17 protein-coding genes and 1 riboswitch are annotated in these 20,196 nt (G+C 67.3%); of the genes, 13 read left to right on the top strand and 4 right to left on the bottom strand.

Annotated elements, in window-relative coordinates; translation table 11 throughout:
- Nucleotides 1-55: 55 nt before the first annotated feature.
- Genes ACAM54_RS22650 through ACAM54_RS22640 form a run of 3 tightly spaced genes read right to left on the bottom strand, consistent with a single transcriptional unit; the run spans nucleotide 56 to nucleotide 3,363 of the window.
- On the bottom strand, nucleotides 56-967 hold the full coding sequence (locus ACAM54_RS22650; protein WP_369648995.1) for a pseudouridine synthase: 912 nt from the start codon (nucleotides 965-967) through the stop codon (nucleotides 56-58).
- Complete coding sequence (locus ACAM54_RS22645) at nucleotides 964-2,274, bottom strand: leucine-rich repeat-containing protein kinase family protein (RefSeq protein ID WP_369648994.1); 1,311 nt, start codon at nucleotides 2,272-2,274, stop codon at nucleotides 964-966. Before ACAM54_RS22645 ends, ACAM54_RS22650 begins: the two co-directional genes overlap by 4 nt.
- A 9-nt stretch (nucleotides 2,275-2,283) precedes the next feature.
- Entirely contained in the window at nucleotides 2,284-3,363 is a 1,080-nt protein-coding gene (locus ACAM54_RS22640; protein ID WP_145739918.1) for an MBL fold metallo-hydrolase, read from the bottom strand.
- Nucleotides 3,364-3,483: 120 nt separating this feature from the next.
- Between ACAM54_RS22640 and ACAM54_RS22635 the strand changes: the two genes are divergently transcribed.
- From ACAM54_RS22635 to ACAM54_RS22590, 10 genes are all read left to right on the top strand, one after another.
- Nucleotides 3,484-3,882 carry a MerR family DNA-binding transcriptional regulator gene (locus tag ACAM54_RS22635; RefSeq protein WP_145739920.1) on the top strand — a complete coding sequence of 133 codons (399 nt, stop codon included), beginning with the start codon at nucleotides 3,484-3,486 and terminating at the stop codon, nucleotides 3,880-3,882.
- 38 nt (nucleotides 3,883-3,920) lie between these two features.
- Complete coding sequence (gene can / locus ACAM54_RS22630; RefSeq protein ID WP_145739922.1) at nucleotides 3,921-4,700, top strand: carbonate dehydratase; 780 nt, start codon at nucleotides 3,921-3,923, stop codon at nucleotides 4,698-4,700.
- A 31-nt stretch (nucleotides 4,701-4,731) separates the two neighbouring features.
- Nucleotides 4,732-6,552, top strand: coding sequence for a bifunctional isocitrate dehydrogenase kinase/phosphatase (gene aceK, locus ACAM54_RS22625; protein ID WP_369648993.1), 1,821 nt, complete (start codon nucleotides 4,732-4,734; stop codon nucleotides 6,550-6,552).
- A gap of 57 nt (nucleotides 6,553-6,609) precedes the next feature.
- On the top strand, nucleotides 6,610-7,794 hold the full coding sequence (locus ACAM54_RS22620; protein WP_369648992.1) for an acetyl-CoA C-acyltransferase: 1,185 nt from the start codon (nucleotides 6,610-6,612) through the stop codon (nucleotides 7,792-7,794).
- An 86-nt stretch (nucleotides 7,795-7,880) separates the two neighbouring features.
- Nucleotides 7,881-9,131, top strand: coding sequence for a glutamate carboxypeptidase (locus ACAM54_RS22615; protein ID WP_369648991.1), 1,251 nt, complete (start codon nucleotides 7,881-7,883; stop codon nucleotides 9,129-9,131).
- Between the two features lie 35 nt (nucleotides 9,132-9,166).
- Nucleotides 9,167-10,297, top strand: a complete 1,131-nt coding sequence (locus tag ACAM54_RS22610; RefSeq protein ID WP_369648990.1) for an acyl-CoA dehydrogenase family protein — start codon at nucleotides 9,167-9,169, stop codon at nucleotides 10,295-10,297.
- Nucleotides 10,298-10,383: 86 nt separating this feature from the next.
- Nucleotides 10,384-10,812, top strand: coding sequence for a YchJ family protein (locus tag ACAM54_RS22605; protein WP_145739932.1), 429 nt, complete (start codon nucleotides 10,384-10,386; stop codon nucleotides 10,810-10,812).
- A 26-nt stretch (nucleotides 10,813-10,838) separates the two neighbouring features.
- Nucleotides 10,839-10,943, top strand: a riboswitch (TPP riboswitch).
- A 91-nt stretch (nucleotides 10,944-11,034) separates the two neighbouring features.
- Nucleotides 11,035-12,921, top strand: coding sequence for a phosphomethylpyrimidine synthase ThiC (gene thiC / locus ACAM54_RS22600; protein ID WP_145739935.1), 1,887 nt, complete (start codon nucleotides 11,035-11,037; stop codon nucleotides 12,919-12,921).
- 54 nt (nucleotides 12,922-12,975) lie between these two features.
- Nucleotides 12,976-13,668 (top strand): HAD family phosphatase, encoded by a 693-nt coding sequence (locus ACAM54_RS22595; protein ID WP_145739937.1) that lies wholly within the window; start codon nucleotides 12,976-12,978, stop codon nucleotides 13,666-13,668.
- An 84-nt stretch (nucleotides 13,669-13,752) separates the two neighbouring features.
- Nucleotides 13,753-14,079 (top strand): thioredoxin family protein, encoded by a 327-nt coding sequence (locus ACAM54_RS22590; RefSeq protein WP_369648989.1) that lies wholly within the window; start codon nucleotides 13,753-13,755, stop codon nucleotides 14,077-14,079.
- Nucleotides 14,080-14,400: 321 nt separating this feature from the next.
- Here ACAM54_RS22590 and ACAM54_RS22585 read toward each other — a convergent pair whose 3' ends face one another.
- Complete coding sequence (locus ACAM54_RS22585; RefSeq protein WP_145739939.1) at nucleotides 14,401-15,429, bottom strand: AraC family transcriptional regulator; 1,029 nt, start codon at nucleotides 15,427-15,429, stop codon at nucleotides 14,401-14,403.
- 143 nt (nucleotides 15,430-15,572) lie between these two features.
- Between ACAM54_RS22585 and ACAM54_RS22580 the strand changes: the two genes are divergently transcribed.
- The 3 genes from ACAM54_RS22580 (at nucleotide 15,573) to ACAM54_RS22570 (ending at nucleotide 20,190) form a co-directional block, all read left to right on the top strand.
- On the top strand, nucleotides 15,573-16,745 hold the full coding sequence (locus tag ACAM54_RS22580) for an isovaleryl-CoA dehydrogenase (RefSeq protein ID WP_145739941.1): 1,173 nt from the start codon (nucleotides 15,573-15,575) through the stop codon (nucleotides 16,743-16,745).
- A 143-nt stretch (nucleotides 16,746-16,888) separates the two neighbouring features.
- On the top strand, nucleotides 16,889-18,571 hold the full coding sequence (locus ACAM54_RS22575) for an AMP-binding protein (RefSeq protein WP_309932294.1): 1,683 nt from the start codon (nucleotides 16,889-16,891) through the stop codon (nucleotides 18,569-18,571).
- On the top strand, nucleotides 18,568-20,190 hold the full coding sequence (locus ACAM54_RS22570; RefSeq protein ID WP_369648988.1) for a carboxyl transferase domain-containing protein: 1,623 nt from the start codon (nucleotides 18,568-18,570) through the stop codon (nucleotides 20,188-20,190). The genes ACAM54_RS22575 and ACAM54_RS22570 overlap by 4 nt, the downstream gene beginning before the upstream one ends.
- The last annotated feature ends 6 nt before the right edge of the window (nucleotides 20,191-20,196 follow it).

The following is a 20,196-nucleotide window of genomic DNA, read 5'->3' as shown; positions in this document are numbered from 1 at the left end:
TCCTGAATGAAAGTTCTCAGGAAACGAGCTTAGTGCGCGGCGTGCCCGCGGGGCGTCACCTTGGCGGCAGTGCCAGGCTGCGCGGGCTCGTGAAGCTGCGCAGCGCGCCGCTCACCGGATCCTGGAACGCCACCGACTTGGCCAGCAGCTGCAAAGGCTTGTCGAAATCGTCGCTGTCGGGCGGCAGCAGCGTGGGGTAGAACGGATCGTTGACGATCGGCATGCCCAGTGCCATGCAGTGCACCCGCAGCTGGTGCTTGCGGCCGGTCACCGGCGAGAGCCTGAGCAAGGCGTGGCCGCCCGCCGTCTGTACCACGGCGATGCGCGTTTCGGAATTGGGTTCGCCGGCCTCTTCCTTCACGCGCATGAAGTGGTCGTCGTCCACCAGCCGGCTGCGGTAGGTGCCGGGCACCGACGACACGCCCGGCTGCCACGGCACCACGGCCTCGTAGTGCTTGTCGATGCGGCGCTCGGGGAACATGGCCTGGTAGGCGCCGCGCGTGTCGGGCCGCACCGAGAACAGCACCAGCCCCGCCGTGCTGCGGTCGATGCGGTGCAGCGGCACCAGGTCGTCGAGCTTCAGCTTGCGCTTGAGCCGCACCAGCAGGCTTTCCTGCAGGTACTTGCCGGTGGGGGTGACGGGCAGGAACGGGGGCTTGTCCGCCACCACGAGCTGGTCGTCCTGGAACAGCACCTGCTCGTCGAAGGGAATGCGCACCTCGGCATCGAGCGTGCGGTAGTAGTACACGCGCAGGGGCGCCTGGTAGCGGCGCTGCGCGGTCACGGGCACGCCGTGCTCGTCGACCACGTCGCGGGCCTCCATGCGGGCCATCCAGGCTTCGCGCGTGATCGCGGGGAAGCGTTCGATCAGGAACTCGGCGATGGTGGGCCATGCGCCTTGCGGAAGGCCGACGCAGCTCGGGCCGACGCCGTCGCGCGTGGGCAGGGGCAGGCGCTGGCCTGTCATGGCGGGAGCTCGCCCTGCAGCAGTGCCAAGGCCTCGGCGAACGAGGGCCGTGCGGACACGTCGGCCTGCATGCAGCGGTCCTTCAGCACGACCATCGCCTGCGGCGGTGCATCGCCGCAGCGCTCGAGCAGTTCTTCCAGCAGGCAGCCGAAGGCGCGCATTTCCAGCCGCTGCAGTGCCCGGGCCTGCGCCGCGTCGAGCGCGCCGGTCATCCAGGCCGCGCCGAAGTCGCCGAGCAGTCCGCCGCCCTGCGCATTCCAGAGGATGTTGTGCGCATAGAGGTCGCCGTGCAGGATGCCGCGTGCATGCAGGTGCTGCATGGCGGACGCGATGTCGCGGGCGATGCGCAATGCCACGCCGGAGGTCCACTGCGCATCGTCCGCATAGACGTCGCGCGTGCAGGACGCGAGGCTGGGCGGGCCGGCGAGCGTGCGGAAAGACGGATCCACCAGCGCCATGACCAGGCCCTGGGTGCCTTCGGGGTGGCCGTCGATCCGGCCTTGCGCGGCGATCAGCGTCGGATGCGCGCCGGCCGCGATGCTGGCGGCCATCTCGCTGTGCGGCCAGCCGTCGCTGGTGACTGCGCCCTTGAACAGCTTGACGGCCACCGGCTGCGACGCGGGGCCCAGCACCGCCTCGTGGATGACCCCCGATGCGCCTTCGCCGAGCTTCTGTCCCAGCGCCAGGCCGCGCCAGTCGACGTGCGGCACCGACGGCGCGGCGATGGCCGTTTCTTCGGCCTGCCTATCGAAGGGGTTGCCTGCGCCCGCGAGCCACGACAGGCGCGGCAGCGCAAGCAGCCATGGGGGCAGCGCCTCGAAACGGTTGGCCGAAATGCGCAGCAGTTCGAGCCGGCCGCAGGCCGCCAGCGATTCCGGCAGCGCACGCATTTGATTGCCGGCGAGCATGAGCTTCTGCATGGCGGTGCACTGGCCCAGCGCCTCGGGCATTGTCTCGATCTGGTTGTCGGTCAGGATCAGCCAGCGCAGCGCCGGCAGCTGCACCGCGGCAGCGGGCACGGTGCGGATGCGGTTGGCCTTGAACCCGACCATCTCCAGCGCCCGGCACTGGCCGATGGATTCGGGCAGCTGCGTGAAGCGGTTGTCGGAGCAGAACAGCACGCGCAGGCGATGCAGCCGGCCCAGGTCTGCGGGCAGCGCGTCGAGCGCATTCCCGGAGAGGTTCAGGGTCTCGAGCGAATCGGCCAGGCCGAAGATCTCGCGCGGAAACTCGGTGAGTCCGCACGAGAGGTCGATTCGTCTTGCGCCTGCCAGCCGGCCCGCGCGCAGCTCAGCCAGCGTGTCCATCCGCCGAGTCTAAAGTGCCCGGGCCGTGGCGCTGCGGGGTCCGAAGCGGTAGACGCCGTCCTCGCCCAGCTCGCGCCGGACCTGGCCCTCGAACCACAGCAGGTGCAGGTGGGCCACGGTTTCGCCCATCGCGAAGGTCATCTGGTGCAGGTCGAGTTCGCGCTTGAACAGGATCGGCAGGCCCTCGGCCGCGGTCAGCGGGCGCGCGGTGCAGGCTTCGAGCAGTTCGGCCAGGCGGTCGCGGTGGTGCGCCTGCAGCTGGTCGACGCGGCGGTGAATGCCCGTGAACGGCTTGCCGTGCGAGGGCAGGCCCAGCGTGTCGGCCGGCAGCGCCTTGAACTTGTCGATGCTGTCCAGGAAGAGCCGCAGCGAATTGGCTTCGGGCTCGCCCGCATGCACGCTCACGTTGGTCGAGATGCGCGGCAGCATCATGTCGCCGCCCAGCAGCAGCTTCAGTTCGTCGCAGTACAGCGCGATGTGCTCGGGCGCATGGCCGTAGCCGCTGATGCAGCGCCAGGCATGGCCGTTGATGGCCACGGTGTCGCCATCCATCATGCGCGTGAAGCGGTCGGGCACCGAGGGCACCATGTTGGCGTAGTAGCTGGTGCGCGCGCGGATCTTGGCGATCGCCCCGGGGTCGGTCAGGCCGTGCGAGGCAAAGAAGCGCGCCGCCGCGTCGCCGCCCGCCAGCGTGTCGCCGGCGGTGCTCAGCACGCGCGCCACGTGGTAGTCGGTCGAGCTGATCCACAGCGGCGCGTTCCAGCGCGTGCACAGCCACTCGGCCAGGCCGATGTGGTCGGGGTGCATGTGGGTGACGATCACGCGCAGGATCGGCAGGCCCTGCAGCTGGGTTTCGAACACCTGCTCCCACTGGGCGCGGGCTTCATCGTGCGCGATGCAGCAGTCGACCACCGTCCAGCCCTCGACGCCGTCGAGGCTGTCGCGCAGCAGCCAGAGGTTGATGTGGTCGAGCGCGAACGGCAGCCGCATGCGGATCCATCGCACGCCCGGCGCGACTTCCAGTGCTTCGCCGGGGGCGGGCAGGGTGTCGCCCAGGGGGTAGTGGAGTTCGCGTTCGAGGAGGTTCATGTAAGATTGACGTTTACGTAAACGTCATGGGTTGAGGGCATCATTGTAGGCAGAGCGGGGCCATCCTGCTGTCGCCACCGCAACGCCCCTCCAGACGGCTTTTCGACAGATCCCCGTCCAATGTCCGCGCAAACCTTCACCATCAGCCAGCTCGCGAAGGAATTCGACCTCACGACGCGCGCCATCCGCTTCTATGAAGACATGGGGCTGCTGACGCCCGAGCGCGCCGGCCTGCAGCGCGTCTACAGCGCGCGCGACCGGGCCCGGCTCACGCTCACGCTGCGTGCCAAGCGCCTGGGCCTGAGCCTGACCGAGGCCAAGGATATTCTCGACATGTACGACAGCCCGCGCGACACCGTGCCGCAGCTGCAGAAGTTCCTTGGCGTGCTGGGCGCGCACCGCGCGCAGCTCGAATCGCAGCTGGCCGAGCTGCAGGCCAACCTGGCGGAAGTGCGCGAGCACGAGAAAAAGGGCCGCGCGGCCCTGGCCAGGGCGCAGAAAGCGGCCAGAACGGCCTGAGATCCCGACCGAACCACGACTCATCGACAATCACGCCCATGTCCGACAATCTTGATGACCTGTTTGCCCACAACCGTGCCTGGTCCGCACAAATGGAACGCGACCGGCCCGGCTTCTTCACCAGCCTGGTGAAGCAGCAGACGCCGCGCTACATGTGGATCGGCTGCTCCGACAGCCGCGTGCCCGCCAACCAGATCACCGGCCTGGAGCCGGGCGAGGTGTTCGTGCACCGCAACGTCGCCAACATCGTGGTGCACTCCGACCTCAACGCGCTCTCGGCGATCCAGTTCGCGGTCGAGCACCTGAAGGTCGAGCACATCATGGTGGTGGGCCACTACGGCTGCGCCGGCGTGAAGGCGGCGCTCAGCGGCGCGCGCATCGGCCTGGCCGACAACTGGATCCGCCACATCCAGGACGTGCGCGACCGCCACAGCGTGATGCTCGAGAGCCTGCCCGAAGAAGTGCGCGTCGATGCGCTGTGCGAGCTCAACGTGGCCGAGCAGGTGGTCAACGTGGCCGTCAGCACCGTGATGGTCGATGCCTGGGGCCGCGGCCAGAAGGTGCAGATCCACGGCTGGACCTTCGGCGTGCACGACGGCCTGCTGCAGGACCTGGGCCTGAACGTCGACGGCGCGAAGCCGCTCGATGCGGTCTACAAGGCCGCGGTGCAGCGCATCCGGTACAAGTGGAGCAAGCCGGGCGAGGTGATCCAGTCGCTGACGCTGCAGGGCGCGCAGGTGAACCAGTCGGTGCAGGAGGCGCAGGCCATGTCCCCGCAGCCCGAGGCCGACGGCGCGGCCGACCCTGCCGCGGCCTGACCGGCCGTTCAGCATCCGCACTCGCACTGCCATGTTCCCGCAGCGTCTCGATTCACCGCTGGCCTACGACATCGCCAAGGCGATGATCGACGGGTTCAATCGCCACTACACCCTGTTCCGTGCCGAGTCGGCGCGCGCCAAGCACCGCTTCGAAACGGCCGACTGGCACGGCCAGCAGCGCGCGCAGCGCGAGCGCATCGAGTTCTACGACTTGCGCGTGAACGAGGCCGTGGCCCGGCTCGAGAAGGAATTCAAGGCCGGCGACCAGCCGATGGAGGTGTGGCACCAGGTCAAGCTGCACTTCATCGGCCTGCTGGTGGACCATCATCAGCCGGAGCTGGCCGAGAGCTTCTTCAATTCGGTGACCACGAAGATCCTGCACCGGGCCTACTTCCAGAACGACTTCATCTTCGTTCGCCCGGCCATCAGCACCGAATACATCGAGCCGCGCGGCGCACCCACGTACCGGCCCTACTACCCTTCGCACGACACGCTGGCCGACACCATCGAGCAGATGCTGGACGACTACGGCCTGCAGGGCAGCTTTGCCAACAAGCGGCGCGACGCCGAGCGCGTGGCGCACGCCATCATGGGGCGCTTCCACCAGGTGAAGCTGCGCGCCAACTTCCAGTTGCAGGTGCTCTCGGGGCTGTTCTACCGCAACAAGGGCGCCTATGTGGTGGGCAAGATCATGAACGGCTTCGTCGAGCTCCCGTTCTCGCTGCCGATCCTGCACGACAGCCAGGGCAAGTTCTACGTGGACGCGGCGCTCTTCGGCGAGGACGACCTGCAGATGCTCTTCAGCTTTGCGCGCGCCTACTTCATGGTCGACATGGAGGTGCCCTCGGCCTGCGTGCAGTTCCTGCGCTCGCTCATGCCGCGCAAGCCGCGCGCCGAAATCTACAACGCGCTGGGCCTCGCCAAGCAGGGCAAGACGCTGTTCTACCGCGACTTCCTCTCGCACCTGAACTATTCGAGCGACCGCTTCCGCATTGCGCCCGGTATCAAGGGCATGGTCATGCTGGTGTTCGACCTGCCGTCGTTCCCGTTCGTGTTCAAGGTCATCAAGGACTTCTATCCGCCGCAGAAGGACACCACGCGCGAGCAGATCAAGGGCAAGTACATGCTCGTGAAGCAGCACGACCGCGTGGGCCGCATGGCCGACACGCTGGAATACAGCGACGTGGGTTTTCCGCTCGACCGCTTCGAGCCCGAGCTGATCGAGGAGATCCGCAAGTTCGCCCCCAGCCAGCTCGAGATCGGCGACCGCGACGGCAACGGGGAGATGGAGCTCGTGCTCAAGCACGTCTACATCGAGCGCCGCATGATCCCGCTCAACATCTTCCTGCAGGAGGCCTTCGATACGCTGGCCAACCCGGAAAGCCCGGCGCATGCCAAGCGCGCGAAGGAGCAGCTCGAGCACGCGGTGGTCGAGTACGGCAACGCCATCAAGGACATGGTGGCGGCCAACATCTTTCCGGGCGACATGCTGTGGAAGAACTTCGGCGTCACGCGCGGCGGCAAGGTGGTCTTCTACGACTACGACGAGATCGAATACATCACCGACTGCAAGTTCCGCAAGGTGCCCGCGCCGCGCAACGAGGAAGACGAAATGAGCGGCGAGGTCTGGTACTCGGTGGGCCCGAAGGACGTGTTCCCCGAAACCTTCGGCCCTTTCCTGCTCGGCAACGACGCGGTGCGCGAGGCCTTCATGGCGCACCATGCCGACCTGCTCGACGCTGCCTTCTGGCAGCACCACAAGGAACGCATCCGGGCCGGCCAGATGCTGGATGTGTTCCCGTACGAAGAGTCGCAGCGCTTTCCGCACGAAGGCCATGCGACCCATTTCTGATTGAGCCCGCGGTCCGCGGCGACCGCTTTTTCTTCCAACTTTCCGAAGGAGACCACCATGCCTGAATCCATCGTCATCGTCGGCGCCGCCCGCACCCCCATGGGGAGCTTCCAGGGCGACTTCTCTTCCCTCTCGGCGCACGACCTCGGCGGCGCCGCCATCAAGGCCGCCGTGGAGCGCGCCGGCATCGCGCCCGACAGCGTGGGCGAGGTGCTGTTCGGCAACTGCCTGATGGCCGGCCAGGGCCAGGCGCCGGCGCGCCAGGCGGCCTACAAGGGCGGCCTGCCCGACAGCGCGGGCGCGGTCACGCTCAGCAAGATGTGCGGCTCGGCCATGAAGGCCGCAATGCTCTCGCACGACCTGCTCCTGGCCGGCACGCACGAGGTGATGGTGGCGGGCGGCATGGAAAGCATGACCAATGCGCCCTACCTCATGCTCAAGGGCCGCGGCGGCTACCGCATGGGCCACGACCGCATCTTCGACCACATGATGCTCGACGGCCTGGAAGACGCCTACCAGCCGGGCCGCTCCATGGGCACCTTCGGCGAAGACTGCGCCGCCAAGTACAAGTTCACGCGCGAGCAGCAGGACGCGTTTGCCATTGCGAGCGTGCAGCGCGCCAAGGCCGCCACCGAATCCGGCGCGTTCAAGGATGAGATCGCGCCCGTCACCGTCAAGGGCCGCGGCGGCGACACCGTCATTTCCATCGACGAGGGCCCGGGCAAGGTCAAGCTCGACAAGATCGCCACGCTCAAGCCCGCGTTCAAGAAGGAGAACGGCACCATCACCGCGGCGTCGAGCTCCTCGATCAACGACGGCGCCGCGGCGCTGGTGATGATGACCGAGTCGCACGCGAAGAAGATCGGCGCGAAGCCCATTGCGCGCCTGGTCGGCCATGCCACGCACGCCCAGCAGCCCGAGTGGTTCTCCACCGCGCCCGTGGGCGCCGTGGCCAAGCTGTTCAAGAAGACCGGCTGGACCGTCAAGGACGTGGACCTGTGGGAAGTGAACGAGGCCTTCGCGGTGGTGCCGATGGCGCTGATGCACGAGCTCGACGTGTCGCACGAGATCGTCAACGTGAACGGCGGCGCCTGCGCGCTGGGCCACCCCATCGGCGCCAGCGGTGCGCGCATCATGGTCACGCTGATCCATGCGCTGAAGGCGCGCGGCAAGAAGCGCGGCGTCGCCACGCTGTGCATCGGCGGGGGCGAAGGCACCGCCGTGGCACTCGAGTTGCTTTAACAAAAAACAACCACCACAAGCGCCCCTTGCCGGGGCGCTTCGTGGTTTTTCTCTCTACGAATACTGCAGACGCCAGGAGATTCTTCATGCGCCCATTCAATCAACGCACCATGCTCGCAGCCCTGCTGGCCGCCGCCTTCCTGGCGCCTGCCGCCGGCTGGGCGCAGAAGCGCGACAACGTGCTGTTCCAGGCCGCCACCGATGCGCAGCCCGCAGTGCTCAAGACGCTGGAGCAGCTGGTCAACATCGAAACCGGCACGGGCGATGCCGAGGGCATTGCGGCCGCGGGGAACTACCTCGAGGGCGAACTCAAGAATCTCGGTTTCACCGTCACGCGCAGCAAGTCCGCCGGCCTCGTGGTGGGCGACAACATCGTCGGCAAGCTCAAGGGCCGGGGCGGCAAGAACCTGCTGCTGATGTCGCACATGGACACCGTGTACCTCAAGGGCACGCTCGCCAAGGCGCCGTTCCGCATCGAAGGCAACAAGGCCTACGGCCCCGGCATCGCCGACGACAAGGGCGGCAACGCCGTCATCCTGCACACGCTGAAGCTGCTCAAGGACTACGGCGTGCGCGACTACGGCACCATCACCGTGCTGTTCAACACCGACGAGGAAAAAGGCTCCTTCGGCTCGCGCGACCTGATCCAGGAAGAAGCCAGGCAGGCCGACTACGTGCTCTCGTTCGAACCCACGAGCGCGGGCGACGAGAAGCTTTCGCTCGGCACTTCGGGCATTGCCTACGTGCAGGTGAACATCACCGGCAAGGCCTCGCATGCGGGCGCCGCGCCCGACCTGGGCGTGAACGCGCTGGTCGAGGCGTCCGACCTCGTGCTGCGCACCATGAGCATCGACGACAAGGCCAGGCACCTGCGCTTCAACTGGACCATGGCCAAGGCCGGCAACGTGTCGAACATCATTCCGGCCAGCGCCACGCTGAACGCCGACGTGCGCTACGCGCAGAACGAGGACTTCGAAGCCGCCATGAAGACGCTCGAAGAAAGGGCGCAGCAGAAGAAGCTGCCCGAATCCGATGTCAAGGTGGTGGTCACGCGCGGCCGTCCGGCCTTCAATGCGGGCGAAGGCGGCAGGAAGCTGGTCGACAAGGCCGTGGCCTACTACAAGGAGGCCGGCGGCACGCTGGGCGTGGAAGAGCGCACCGGCGGCGGCACCGACGCGGCCTACGCAGCGCTATCGGGCAAGCCCGTGATCGAGAGCCTGGGCCTGCCGGGCTTCGGCTACCACAGCGACAAGGCCGAGTACGTCGACATCAGCGCCATTCCACGGCGCCTGTACATGGCGGCGCGGCTCATCATGGACCTGGGCGCCGGCAAGTAAGCAGGCCCGCAAGAAAAAAGACAGGAGACAACGCCATGCTGCTCAGTGCCGACCAGGAAGCCATCCGCGACGCGGTGCGCGATTTCTCGCAGGCCGAACTCTGGCCCCATGCCCCGCGGTGGGACCGCGAGCACAGCTTCCCGAAGGAAGCGCACCAGGGCCTCGCGGCGCTCGGCGCCTACGGCATCTGCGTGCCCGAGGAACACGGCGGCGCGGGCCTCGACTACCTCACGCTCGCGCTGGTGCTCGAGGAGATCGCGGCCGGCGACGGCGGCACCAGCACCGCCATCAGCGTGACCAACTGCCCGGTCAACGCCATCCTCATGCGCTACGGCAACGCGCAGCAGAAGAAGCAGTGGCTCGAGCCGCTGGCGCAGGGCCGGATGCTCGGCGCCTTCTGCCTTACCGAGCCGCAGGCCGGCAGCGACGCCTCGAGCCTGCGCACCACGGCGCGCAAGGACGGCGACGGCTGGGTGATCGACGGCGTGAAGCAGTTCATCACCAGCGGCAAGAACGGCCAGGTGGCCATCGTCATCGCGGTGACCGACAAGGGCGCGGGCAAGCGCGGCATGAGCGCTTTCATCGTGCCGACCGACGCACCGGGCTACAACGTCGCGCGCCTGGAAGACAAGCTGGGCCAGCACAGCAGCGACACCGCGCAGATCAACTTCGACGGCTGCCGCATTCCGGCGGAAAACCTCATCGGCGCCGAGGGCGAGGGCTACAAGATCGCGCTGGGCGCGCTCGAGGGCGGCCGCATCGGCATTGCGGCGCAGAGCGTGGGCATGGCGCGCAGCGCCTTCGACGTGGCGCTGGCCTATGCCAAGGAGCGCCAGGCCTTCGGCGGGGCGATCTTCGAGCAGCAGGCCGTCGGTTTCAGGCTGGCCGAATGCGCCACGCAGCTCGAGGCCGCGCGCCAGCTGATCTGGCATGCCGCCAGCCTGCGCGATGCCGGCCGGCCCTGCCTCAAGGAAGCCGCCATGGCCAAGCTGTTCGCGAGCGAAATGGCCGAGCGCGTCTGCAGCGCTGCGATCCAGACGCTGGGCGGCTACGGCTATGTGAGCGACTTTCCGCTCGAACGCATTTACCGCGACGTGCGCGTGTGCCAGATCTACGAAGGCACCTCGGACATCCAGAAGCTGCTGATCCAGCGCGCGCTGGCCTGAACCGGGCGTTTCGCACGGCCGCCGGCCGGGCCCCGGGCTTGCCCCATCGGCGAAGGGCCCCGGAGGATGTTCCAATAGCGTTCTTCATGAGTGCCACCGATCCCACCACCGGACCTTGCCCCTGCGGCCGCACGGACCGCCGAGACAAGCCCATCGGCTATGCCCTGTGCTGCGGCCGCTACCTCGAGGATTTCGAGGGCACGCCCGCGCCCGACGCCGAATCGCTGATGCGCTCGCGCTATACCGCCTTCGTGCTGGAACGCGGCCCCTACCTGCTGGCCACCTGGCACGCGTCGACGCGGCCGGCGTCGATCGAGTTCGAACCCGGCGTGAAGTGGCTGGGCCTGGACATCCGCTCGCGCTCGGTGCTCGACGCCGACCATGCCGAGGTCGAATTCGTCGCCCGCCAGCGCAGCAGCACCGGCGCCGCCACGCGCCTGCACGAGCGCAGCCGCTTCGTGCGCGAGGGGGAGCGCTGGTTCTACCTCGAAGGCGATCTGCAGACCCCCGGTTGACGCACCGGGCTGCGGCCCGCACAATAGTCCCCGCTCCGGGGTGCACGCATGTGGCGTGCTGAGATGGCAAAGTGCCGACCCGCGAACTTGATCCGGGTCATACCGGCGTAAGAAGAGCTGCACTCCCCGACTCCGGTCCCGCCATCCATCCATCCAAGGTGGCGGCCCAAAGTCCTCAGAGCGATTGCGGAGCACCCTTTCCCTCAACAAGGAGTGCCCCGCATGAATGCCCCCGACAAGTTCACCTCCCTGCTCTCGCTCACGCGCGAGCCCTTTCCCGCCTCGCACAAGTGCCTGATCCCGGGCAGCCGGCCCGACCTCAACGTGCCGGTGCGCGACGTGCTGCTGACCAACGGCGAGACCGTGTCGCTCTACGACACCTCGGGCCCCTACACCGATGCCAAGGTCGAGATCGACGTGCGCCGCGGCCTGCCGGGCGTGCGCGGCGCCTGGATCGCCGAGCGCAACGACACCGAAAGCTACGAAGGCCGTTCGCACCAGGCGCTCGACGAGGGCCTCAAGCACGCGCACGACCACGATGCCCAGCGCCTGGCCGAACTGCGCGCCGGCGCCTCGGCCCTGCAGCGCACACCGCGCCGCGCCAAGGCCGGCGCCAACGTCACGCAGATGCATTACGCGCGCCGCGGCATCGTCACGCCCGAGATGGAATACGTGGCGCTGCGCGAGAACGGCAAGCGCGAGTGGATGGCCGAATACCTCGCCAACGAGGAGCGTGCGAAGCGCGTGGCCGGCAATCCCATGGGCGCCAGCATTCCGCGCATCATCACGCCCGAGTTCGTGCGCGACGAGGTGGCGCGCGGCCGCGCCATCATTCCGGCCAACATCAACCACCCCGAAGTCGAGCCGATGGCCATCGGCCGCAACTTCAAGGTCAAGATCAACGCCAACATCGGCAACTCGGCCGTCACCTCGAGCATCGAGGAAGAAGTGGAAAAGCTCGTGTGGGCGATCCGCTGGGGCGCCGACAACGTGATGGATCTTTCCACCGGCAAGAACATCCACACCACGCGCGACTGGATCGTGCGCAACTCGCCGGTGCCCATCGGCACGGTGCCGATCTACCAGGCGCTCGAGAAGGTGGGCGGCGTGGCCGAGGACCTCACGTGGGAGATCTTCCGCGACACGCTGATCGAGCAGGCCGAGCAGGGCATCGACTACTTCACCATCCACGCCGGCGTGCGCCTGCCGTTCATCCACCTGACGGCCGACCGCATGACGGGCATCGTCTCGCGCGGCGGCTCGATCATGGCCAAGTGGTGCATCGCGCACCACAAGGAGAGCTTCCTGTACGAGCGCTTCGAGGACATCTGCGACATCATGAAGGCCTACGACGTGAGCTTCTCGCTCGGCGACGGCCTGCGCCCGGGCTCGGGCGCCGACGCGAATGACGAAGCCCAGTTCGCCGAGTTGCGCACCCTGGGCGAGCTCACGCAGATCGCGTGGAAGCACGACGTGCAGACCATGATCGAAGGGCCGGGCCACGTGCCGATGCACATGATCCAGGCCAACATGGACGAGCAGCTCAAGCACTGCCACGAGGCGCCGTTCTACACGCTCGGCCCGCTGACCATCGACATCGCGCCGGGCTACGACCACATCTCCAGCGCCATCGGCGCCGCGATGATCGGCTGGGCCGGCACCGCGATGCTCTGCTACGTGACGCCCAAGGAGCACCTGGGCCTGCCCGACCGCGACGACGTGAAGCAGGGAATCATTGCCTACAAGATCGCCGCGCATGCGGCCGACGTGGCCAAGGGGCACCCTGGAGCGCGCTCGCGCGACGATGCGCTCAGCAAGGCGCGCTTCGAATTCCGCTGGCAGGACCAGTTCAACCTGGGCCTGGACCCCGACACGGCGCGCGAGTTCCATGACGAAACGCTGCCCAAGGATTCGAGCAAGGTGGCGCACTTCTGCTCGATGTGCGGACCGAAGTTCTGCTCGATGAAGATCACGCAGGAAGTGCGCGAGTACGCGGCGAAGAAGGGCGTGGCCGAGGCGGAAGCCATGGCCGAAGGAATGGCGCAGAAATCCAGGGAGTTCATGGCGGGCGGCGGCGAGATCTACATCCCGATCCAGCCCGCGTCCTGAGCCCGGCCGGGGTCATTGCTACCATGGGGGAATTCCCCGAACCCCTGCAGCGCAATGACCCCATTCCCCTTCGACGCCGTACTCTTCGACTGCGACGGCGTCCTCGTCGATTCCGAACCCATCACCAACCGCGTGCTCGCCGAGATGCTCGGCGAGCTCGGCTGGCATCTCACCACCGAAGAGTCGATGAACACCTTCACCGGCAAGGCCGTGAAGGACGAAGCCGCGCTCATCGAATCGAAGACCGGCGTCAGGATCACCGAAGACTGGCTCAAGGCCTTCAGGGCCCGCCGCAACGAAGCCCTCGAGCGCGACCTCGTGGCCATCGCCCACGCCCCGGCGGCCATCCGCGAGATCCATGCGCGGCTCCGGGGCCGCATCGCCTGCGCCTCGGGCGCCGACCGCCACAAGGTCGAACTGCAACTGGCGAAGGTCGGGCTGCTCGAGTGCTTCGAGGGCCGCATCTTCAGCGGCCACGAGATGCCGCGCTCCAAGCCCTATCCCGACGTATACCTTGCCGCCGCCGAGGCGCTGGGTGTCGATCCGAAGCGCTGCGCGGTGGTCGAGGACACCGTCACGGGCGCAATGGCCGGCGTGGCCGCGGGTGCCACCGTGTTCGGCTACAGCACCGGCGAATCGGGCCACAGCGGCCCCGAGGCGCTGCGCAGCGTCGGCGCGCTGCAGGTGTTCAGCGACATGCAGGAACTGCCTGCGCTGCTTGCTTCGCACGGCCTGCAGCCGGCCTGAAGACCAAGCCCCTGCCGCGAGCAAGCCCGCAGGGTTTCTGCTGCAATGGCATCAAGCAAGCCAGTCCACAAGGAGCCGGATCCCATGACTTCCGAATACAAGACCGAGCAGCCCGACCGCGCCGAGATCGATGCCCTGAAGGGCCCGGCCGTGGTCGAGTTCGGCACCAACTGGTGCGGCATCTGCAAGGCCGCGCAACCGAGCATCGCCGAAGCCTTTGCCAAGTACCCGGACATCCCGCGCATCAAGGTCGAGGACGGCAGCGGGAGGCCGCTGGGCCGCTCGTTCAACGTGCGGTTGTGGCCCACGCTGGTGTTCATGCGCGACGGCCAGCAGGTTGCGAAGCTGGTGCGGCCGGAAGACAGCCAGTCGATCGCCGATGCGCTGGCGTTGATTGCGCAGCCGGGCTGAGCTTCGCCACTTCGCGTAAGTGCCTTTGTTTGGGCGCTGCTGATTCAGGGCGCGCTCCCGCCGACGGGGTACGCGGCGAAGCGAATGTCCTCCGGCCTGCGGCCTCCCCCTTTATTTCGCTGCGCAAGGCACCCCATCGACGGGAGCGTTATGCAGAGCGGTCGTTGATCAGCGGTGCACCACGAGCGTGCCCTCGTGCACAGGACATCGGGTGCTCCCCGCAGCGAAATCAAGGAGGAGGCCGCAGGCCGGGGGACATTCGCGGAGGGGAGTACCCGGTGGCCTGTGCACGCGCCCTGAACAAGCGCGCAGAAGCAACCGCTACAACCCCCGCAGCCGAAAGTCCCGCGGCGCATGCCCGGTCCACTGCAGGAACGCACGCGAAAAGCTCTTCTCGTTGCGAAAGCCCACCGCCAGTGCCACCTGCTTGATCGGCCGGTTGGTGCGGCGCAGCTGCTCCACCGCCATCTCGTGGCGCACTTCGTTCTTCAGCGCCTGCAGCGAGGTGCCTTCCTCGTGCAGCTGCCGGTGCAGCGTGCGGCCCGACACATTGAGCAGCGTGGCCAGCGCCTCCGCCGTGGTGGCCTCGGCGGCGCGCGAACGCAGCAGCTCGCGCACGCGCTGGCCCAGCAGGCGGTCGCGCCGGTACTGCAGCACCGTGAGCGGCAGCGCCCGCTTGAGCATGGTGCGCAGCGCACGCTCGTCGCGCTGCAGCGGCAGCGCGAGATAGCGCTCGTCGAAGCTGATGCTCGCCTCGGGCGCATCGAAGCGCACCTCGGGCGTGAACATCAGCGGATAGGCGTCGCGGTGCGGCGGCGCTGCAAAGGGAAAGGTCGCGTCCCGCAGCGAGATACGCGAATCGATGGCCCAGCAGACGTACCCGTGCAAGAAGCGCAGGCTCGTCACCAGGCAGAACTCGCGGAACGCCTCGTCCAGCGGGCGGTGCTCGGCGATGCGCAGCGTGGCCACGCCGCCCGACACCTCCAGCGCCAGCGTGATGTCCTCGGTCAGCAGGCGGTGATGGCGGCACCAGCGCTTGATGGCCACGCCCAGGTCGGGCGAGGTCAGCGAGGCGCGGCACAGCATGCCGTAGCTGCCCCAAGGCAGCCGCCGCGAGAACCAGCCGAGCGCCTCGTCGTCGAGCTCCTGCATCGCATGGCCCGACAGCGCCTCGAACTGCGCAGCCGTCACCCGCGCGCCCGGCCGGGCCAGCTCGCGCGGCGTGATCTGTGCCGCTTGCAGCGCCGCGGACGGATCGATGCCATAGCGCTCGTAGCCCTGCACGATGGCTCTCACGAAGGCCATCGGCGTGACGGCGCGGGCAGGTCGGAGGAAGGACGGGGACGACATGGTCAGGTGGTTCCAGCGTGGCGCAATTTGCAACCATTGTGGCGCCAATTGCGGCGCGGCGAGGCGTAAGCTGCATTCTTCCAAGCGCCCATCCGCGTGGGACAGCCTGCCTGCGCGCCGACCCTTCAGAGGAGACAACACACATGCACGATCCCGGCCTGAACTTCGACCTGGGCGACACCATCGACTCGCTGCGCAGCGCGATCCAGGACTTTGCCGCGAACGAGATCGCCCCGCGCGCCGCCGACATCGACCGCGACAACCTGTTCCCGCACGACCTGTGGCGCAAGCTCGGCGAGCTCGGCCTGCACGGCATGACGGTGAAGGAAGAATTCGGCGGCACCGAGCTGGGCTACCTGGCGCACATCGTGGCCATGGAAGAGGTGTCGCGCGCCTCGGCCTCGGTCGGCCTCTCGTACGGCGCGCACTCCAACCTGTGCGTGAACCAGATCCACCGCAACGGCAGCGACGCGCAGAAGAAGAAATACCTGCCCAGGCTCGTGAGCGGCGAGCACGTGGGCGCGCTGGCCATGAGCGAGCCCAACGCCGGCTCCGACGTCGTGAGCATGAAGCTCAAGGCCGAGAAGAAGAACGGCTACTACGTGCTCAACGGCGGCAAGATGTGGATCACCAACGGCGGCGACGCCGATACCCTGGTGATCTACGCCAAGACCGAACCCGAGATGGGTGCGCGCGGCATGACGGCCTTCATCGTCGAAAAGGGCTTCAAGGGCTTCTCGGCCGGCACCAAGCTCGACAAGCTCGGCATGCGCGGCTCCAACACCTATCCGCTGTTCTTCGACAACTGCGAAGTGCCCGAAGAGAACGTGCTCGGCGGTGAAGGCATGGGCGCCAAGGTGCTGATGAGCGGCCTCGACTATGAGCGCGCGGTGCTCTCGGGCGGGCCGCTGGGCATCATGGCCGCCTGCATGGACGCGGTGCTGCCCTTCATCCACGAGCGCAAGCAGTTCGGCCAGAGCATCGGCGAATTCCAGCTGATGCAGGGCAAGCTCGCGGACATGTACTCGACCTGGCAGGCCACGCGCGCTTACGTGTACGCCGTGGGCAAGGCCTGCGACCGCAACGACCATGCGCGCACCTTCCGCAAGGACGCGGCCGGCGCCATTCTCTATTCGGCCGAGAAGGCCACGTGGATGGCCGGCGAGGCGATCCAGGCGCTGGGCGGCGTGGGCTACACGAAGGACTTTCCGGTCGAGCGGCTGTGGCGCGATGCCAAGCTGTACGAGATCGGGGCCGGCACCAGCGAGATCCGACGCATGCTGATCGGGCGCGAGCTGTTTTCGGAAACGGCCTAGATTGTTTTTCTCCCTCCCCTTCCGGGGAGGGCAGGGGTGGGGGCAAGCGGCGTTCGATGAAGCAGGTCGCCGAGCAAGCGCCGTCCGCCCCCATCCCAACCTTCCCCCGGAAGGGGAAGGAGCCAGACAAGGAGACAAGGAACATGAACATGACTGCTTCGTTGACTGAAAGCTACAGCAAGGGCGCCACCAACGTCCCCCTCATCGAGCAAACCATCGGCGATTTCTTCGACGGCATGGCCGCGAAGCAGCCCGACCGCGAGGCGCTCGTCAGCCGCCACGAAGGCAAGCGCTTCACCTACCGCGAGCTCCAGGCCGAGTCCAACAAGCTGGCCAGCGCATTGCTCAAGCTGGGGCTCGCACCCGGCGACCGCGTGGGCATCTGGTCGCACAACAACGCGCCCTGGGTGCTGATGCAGATCGCGACCGCCAAGGCCGGGCTGATCCTCGTCAACATCAACCCGGCCTACCGCACCTCCGAACTCGAATACGCGCTCAACAAGGTCGGCTGCAAGGCGCTGGTGACGATGGCGAAGTTCAAGACCAGCGACTACCTGGGCATGCTGCGCGAACTCGGCCCCAAGCGCCTGCCGCAGCTGCGCCACACCTTCTGGATCGACGGCAAGGCCGCGGCTGATGTGCAGGAGCCCGGCATGCAGCGCTTCAGCGAGCTGCTCGCGAGCGGCGACGCGGCCGACCCGCGCGTGGCACAGGTGCAGAAGACGCTCAAGGCCACCGACCCGATCAACATCCAGTTCACGAGCGGCACCACGGGCTTCCCGAAGGGCGCGACGCTCACGCACCGCAACATCCTCAACAACGGCTTCTTCATCGGCGAATGCATGAAGCTCACGCCGGCCGACAGGCTGTGCATCCCGGTGCCGCTCTACCACTGCTTCGGCATGGTGCTCGGCAACCTGGCCTGCCTCACGCACGGCTCGGCCATCGTGTATCCGAACGACGGCTTCGATCCGCTCACGGTGCTCGAGACCGTGCAGGCCGAGAAGTGCACGGGCCTGCACGGCGTGCCCACGATGTTCATCGCCGAACTCGACCATCCGCGCTTCAAGGAGTTCGACCTGTCCACGCTGCGCACCGGCATCATGGCCGGTTCGCCGTGCCCGACCGAGGTGATGAAGCGCGTGGTGAATGAAATGCATCTCAGCGAAATCACCATCGCCTACGGCATGACCGAGACCAGCCCGGTGAGCTGCCAGAGCAGCACCGACACGCCGCTCGACAAGCGCGTGTCCACCGTGGGCACGGTGCAGCCGCACCTGGAGATCAAGATCATCGACCCCGAGACCGGCGCCATCGTGCCGCGCGGCAGCTCCGGCGAGTTCTGCACGCGCGGCTACTCGGTGATGCACGGCTACTGGGAAGACGAGCCGAAGACCCGCGAGGCGATCGATGCCGAGCACTGGATGCACACCGGCGACCTGGCCACCATGGACGCCGAGGGCTACGTCAACATCGTCGGCCGCATCAAGGACCTCGTGATCCGCGGCGGCGAGAACATCTACCCGCGCGAGATCGAGGAATTTTTGTACCGCCATCCCAAGGTGCAGGACGTGCAGGTGGTCGGCCTGCCCGACAGGAAGTACGGCGAGGAGCTCTGCGCCTGGATCATCGTCAAGCCCGGCCAGGCCGCGACCGAGGACGAGATCCGCGATTTCTGCAAGGGCCAGATTGCGCACTACAAGGTGCCGAAGTACATCCGCTTCGTCGCCGAGTTCCCGATGACGGTGACCGGCAAGATCCAGAAATTCAAGATCCGCGATGCCATGACCGAGCAACTCGGCCTCCAGCAAGAAAAGACAGCATGAGCAAGATCGAAACCAAACTCAACGCGCGTTCCGCAGACTTCCAGGCCAATGCCGCAGCGATGCGCGCGCTGGTCGACGACCTGCACAAGCAGTTCGCGAAAGTGGAGCAGGGCGGCGGAGAGGCCGCGCGCGCCAAGCACACGGCGCGCGGCAAGCTGCTGCCGCGCGACCGCGTGGCCGAGCTGCTCGACCCCGGCACGCCCTTCCTCGAGATCGCGCCGCTGGCTGCGCATGCGATGTACCTCGATGCCAAGGGCGCGGAGTCCGCGCCCGGCGCCGGCCTCATCGCGGGCATCGGCCGCGTGAACGGCGTCGACTGCATGATCGTGTGCAACGACGCAACCGTGAAGGGCGGCACCTACTACCCGATGACGGTCAAGAAGCACCTGCGCGCGCAGGAGATCGCCGAGCAGAACCGCCTGCCCTGCATCTACCTGGTCGACTCGGGCGGCGCCAACCTGCCGAACCAGGACGAGGTGTTCCCGGACCGTGAGCACTTCGGGCGCATCTTCTACAACCAGGCCAACATGAGCGCCCAGGGTATTGCGCAGATCGCGGTGGTCATGGGCTCGTGCACGGCGGGCGGCGCCTACGTGCCGGCGATGAGCGACGAGTCGATCATCGTGAAGAACCAGGGCACCATCTTCCTGGGCGGCCCGCCGCTCGTGAAGGCCGCGACGGGCGAGGTCGTCACGGCCGAGGACCTGGGCGGCGGCGACGTGCACACGCGGCTCTCGGGCGTGGTCGACCACCTGGCGCAGAACGACCTGCATGCGCTCGCGCTCGCACGGTCGGCGGTGGCCAACCTCAACGCCAGGGCGGCCGATGCCCCGGCGAAGGCCGAGGTGCGCGAGCCCGCATTCCCGCGCGAAGAGCTCTACGGCGTGATTCCGACCGACACGCGCAAGCCCTTCGACGTGCGCGAGATCATCGCGCGCATCGTCGACGGCAGCGAGTTCCACGAGTTCAAGGCCCGCTTCGGCGCCACCTTGGTCTGCGGCTTTGCCGAGATCGAGGGCATGCCGGTCGGCATCATCGCCAACAACGGCATCCTGTTTTCCGAATCGGCACAGAAGGGTGCGCACTTCATCGAGCTGTGCTGCCATCGCAAGATCCCGCTGGTGTTCCTGCAGAACATCACGGGCTTCATGGTGGGCCGCAAGTACGAGAACGAAGGCATCGCGCGCCACGGCGCCAAGATGGTGACGGCCGTGGCCACCGCCAACGTGCCCAAGTTCACCATCATCATCGGCGGCAGCTTCGGCGCCGGCAACTACGGCATGTGCGGCCGCGCGTACAGCCCGCGCTTTCTCTGGATGTGGCCCAACGCGCGCATCAGCGTGATGGGCGGCGAGCAGGCTGCGAGCGTGCTGGCCACGGTGAAGCGCGACGGCATCGAATTGAAGGGCGGCAGCTGGAGCAAGGAAGAGGAAGAGGCCTTCAAGGCGCCGATCCGCCAGCAGTACGAAGACCAGGGCCACCCGTACTACGCGACCGCGCGGTTGTGGGACGACGGGATCATCGACCCGGCGGACACGCGGCGGGTGCTGGCGCTCGGCCTTGCTGCTGCGCGCAACGCGCCCATTCCAGAGCCGAAGTTCGGCATCTTCCGCATGTGACGAGGG

It is taken from the genome of Variovorax sp. V93, from assembly GCF_041154485.1.
Classification (GTDB): domain Bacteria; phylum Pseudomonadota; class Gammaproteobacteria; order Burkholderiales; family Burkholderiaceae_C; genus Variovorax; species Variovorax beijingensis_A.
Note: the sequence above shows the minus strand (reverse complement) of the source record. Positions and strands in the feature narration are given on the sequence as shown.

Excerpts from the sequence above, each read along its gene's own strand:
- ACAM54_RS22580 (WP_145739941.1), top strand. The coding sequence starts at position 15,573 with ATGCACGATCCCGGCCTGAACTTCGACCTGGGCGACACCATCGACTCG.
- ACAM54_RS22570 (WP_369648988.1), top strand. The coding sequence starts at position 18,568 with ATGAGCAAGATCGAAACCAAACTCAACGCGCGTTCCGCAGACTTCCAG.
- ACAM54_RS22615 (WP_369648991.1), top strand. The coding sequence starts at position 7,881 with ATGCGCCCATTCAATCAACGCACCATGCTCGCAGCCCTGCTGGCCGCC.
- can (WP_145739922.1), top strand. The coding sequence starts at position 3,921 with ATGTCCGACAATCTTGATGACCTGTTTGCCCACAACCGTGCCTGGTCC.
- ACAM54_RS22590 (WP_369648989.1), top strand. The coding sequence starts at position 13,753 with ATGACTTCCGAATACAAGACCGAGCAGCCCGACCGCGCCGAGATCGAT.
- ACAM54_RS22635 (WP_145739920.1), top strand. The coding sequence starts at position 3,484 with ATGTCCGCGCAAACCTTCACCATCAGCCAGCTCGCGAAGGAATTCGAC.
- ACAM54_RS22595 (WP_145739937.1), top strand. The coding sequence starts at position 12,976 with ATGACCCCATTCCCCTTCGACGCCGTACTCTTCGACTGCGACGGCGTC.
- thiC (WP_145739935.1), top strand. The coding sequence starts at position 11,035 with ATGAATGCCCCCGACAAGTTCACCTCCCTGCTCTCGCTCACGCGCGAG.
- aceK (WP_369648993.1), top strand. The coding sequence starts at position 4,732 with ATGTTCCCGCAGCGTCTCGATTCACCGCTGGCCTACGACATCGCCAAG.
- ACAM54_RS22585 (WP_145739939.1), bottom strand. The coding sequence starts at position 15,429 with ATGTCGTCCCCGTCCTTCCTCCGACCTGCCCGCGCCGTCACGCCGATG.
- ACAM54_RS22610 (WP_369648990.1), top strand. The coding sequence starts at position 9,167 with ATGCTGCTCAGTGCCGACCAGGAAGCCATCCGCGACGCGGTGCGCGAT.
- ACAM54_RS22605 (WP_145739932.1), top strand. The coding sequence starts at position 10,384 with ATGAGTGCCACCGATCCCACCACCGGACCTTGCCCCTGCGGCCGCACG.
- ACAM54_RS22575 (WP_309932294.1), top strand. The coding sequence starts at position 16,889 with ATGAACATGACTGCTTCGTTGACTGAAAGCTACAGCAAGGGCGCCACC.
- ACAM54_RS22640 (WP_145739918.1), bottom strand. The coding sequence starts at position 3,363 with ATGAACCTCCTCGAACGCGAACTCCACTACCCCCTGGGCGACACCCTG.
- ACAM54_RS22650 (WP_369648995.1), bottom strand. The coding sequence starts at position 967 with ATGACAGGCCAGCGCCTGCCCCTGCCCACGCGCGACGGCGTCGGCCCG.
- ACAM54_RS22620 (WP_369648992.1), top strand. The coding sequence starts at position 6,610 with ATGCCTGAATCCATCGTCATCGTCGGCGCCGCCCGCACCCCCATGGGG.
- ACAM54_RS22645 (WP_369648994.1), bottom strand. The coding sequence starts at position 2,274 with ATGGACACGCTGGCTGAGCTGCGCGCGGGCCGGCTGGCAGGCGCAAGA.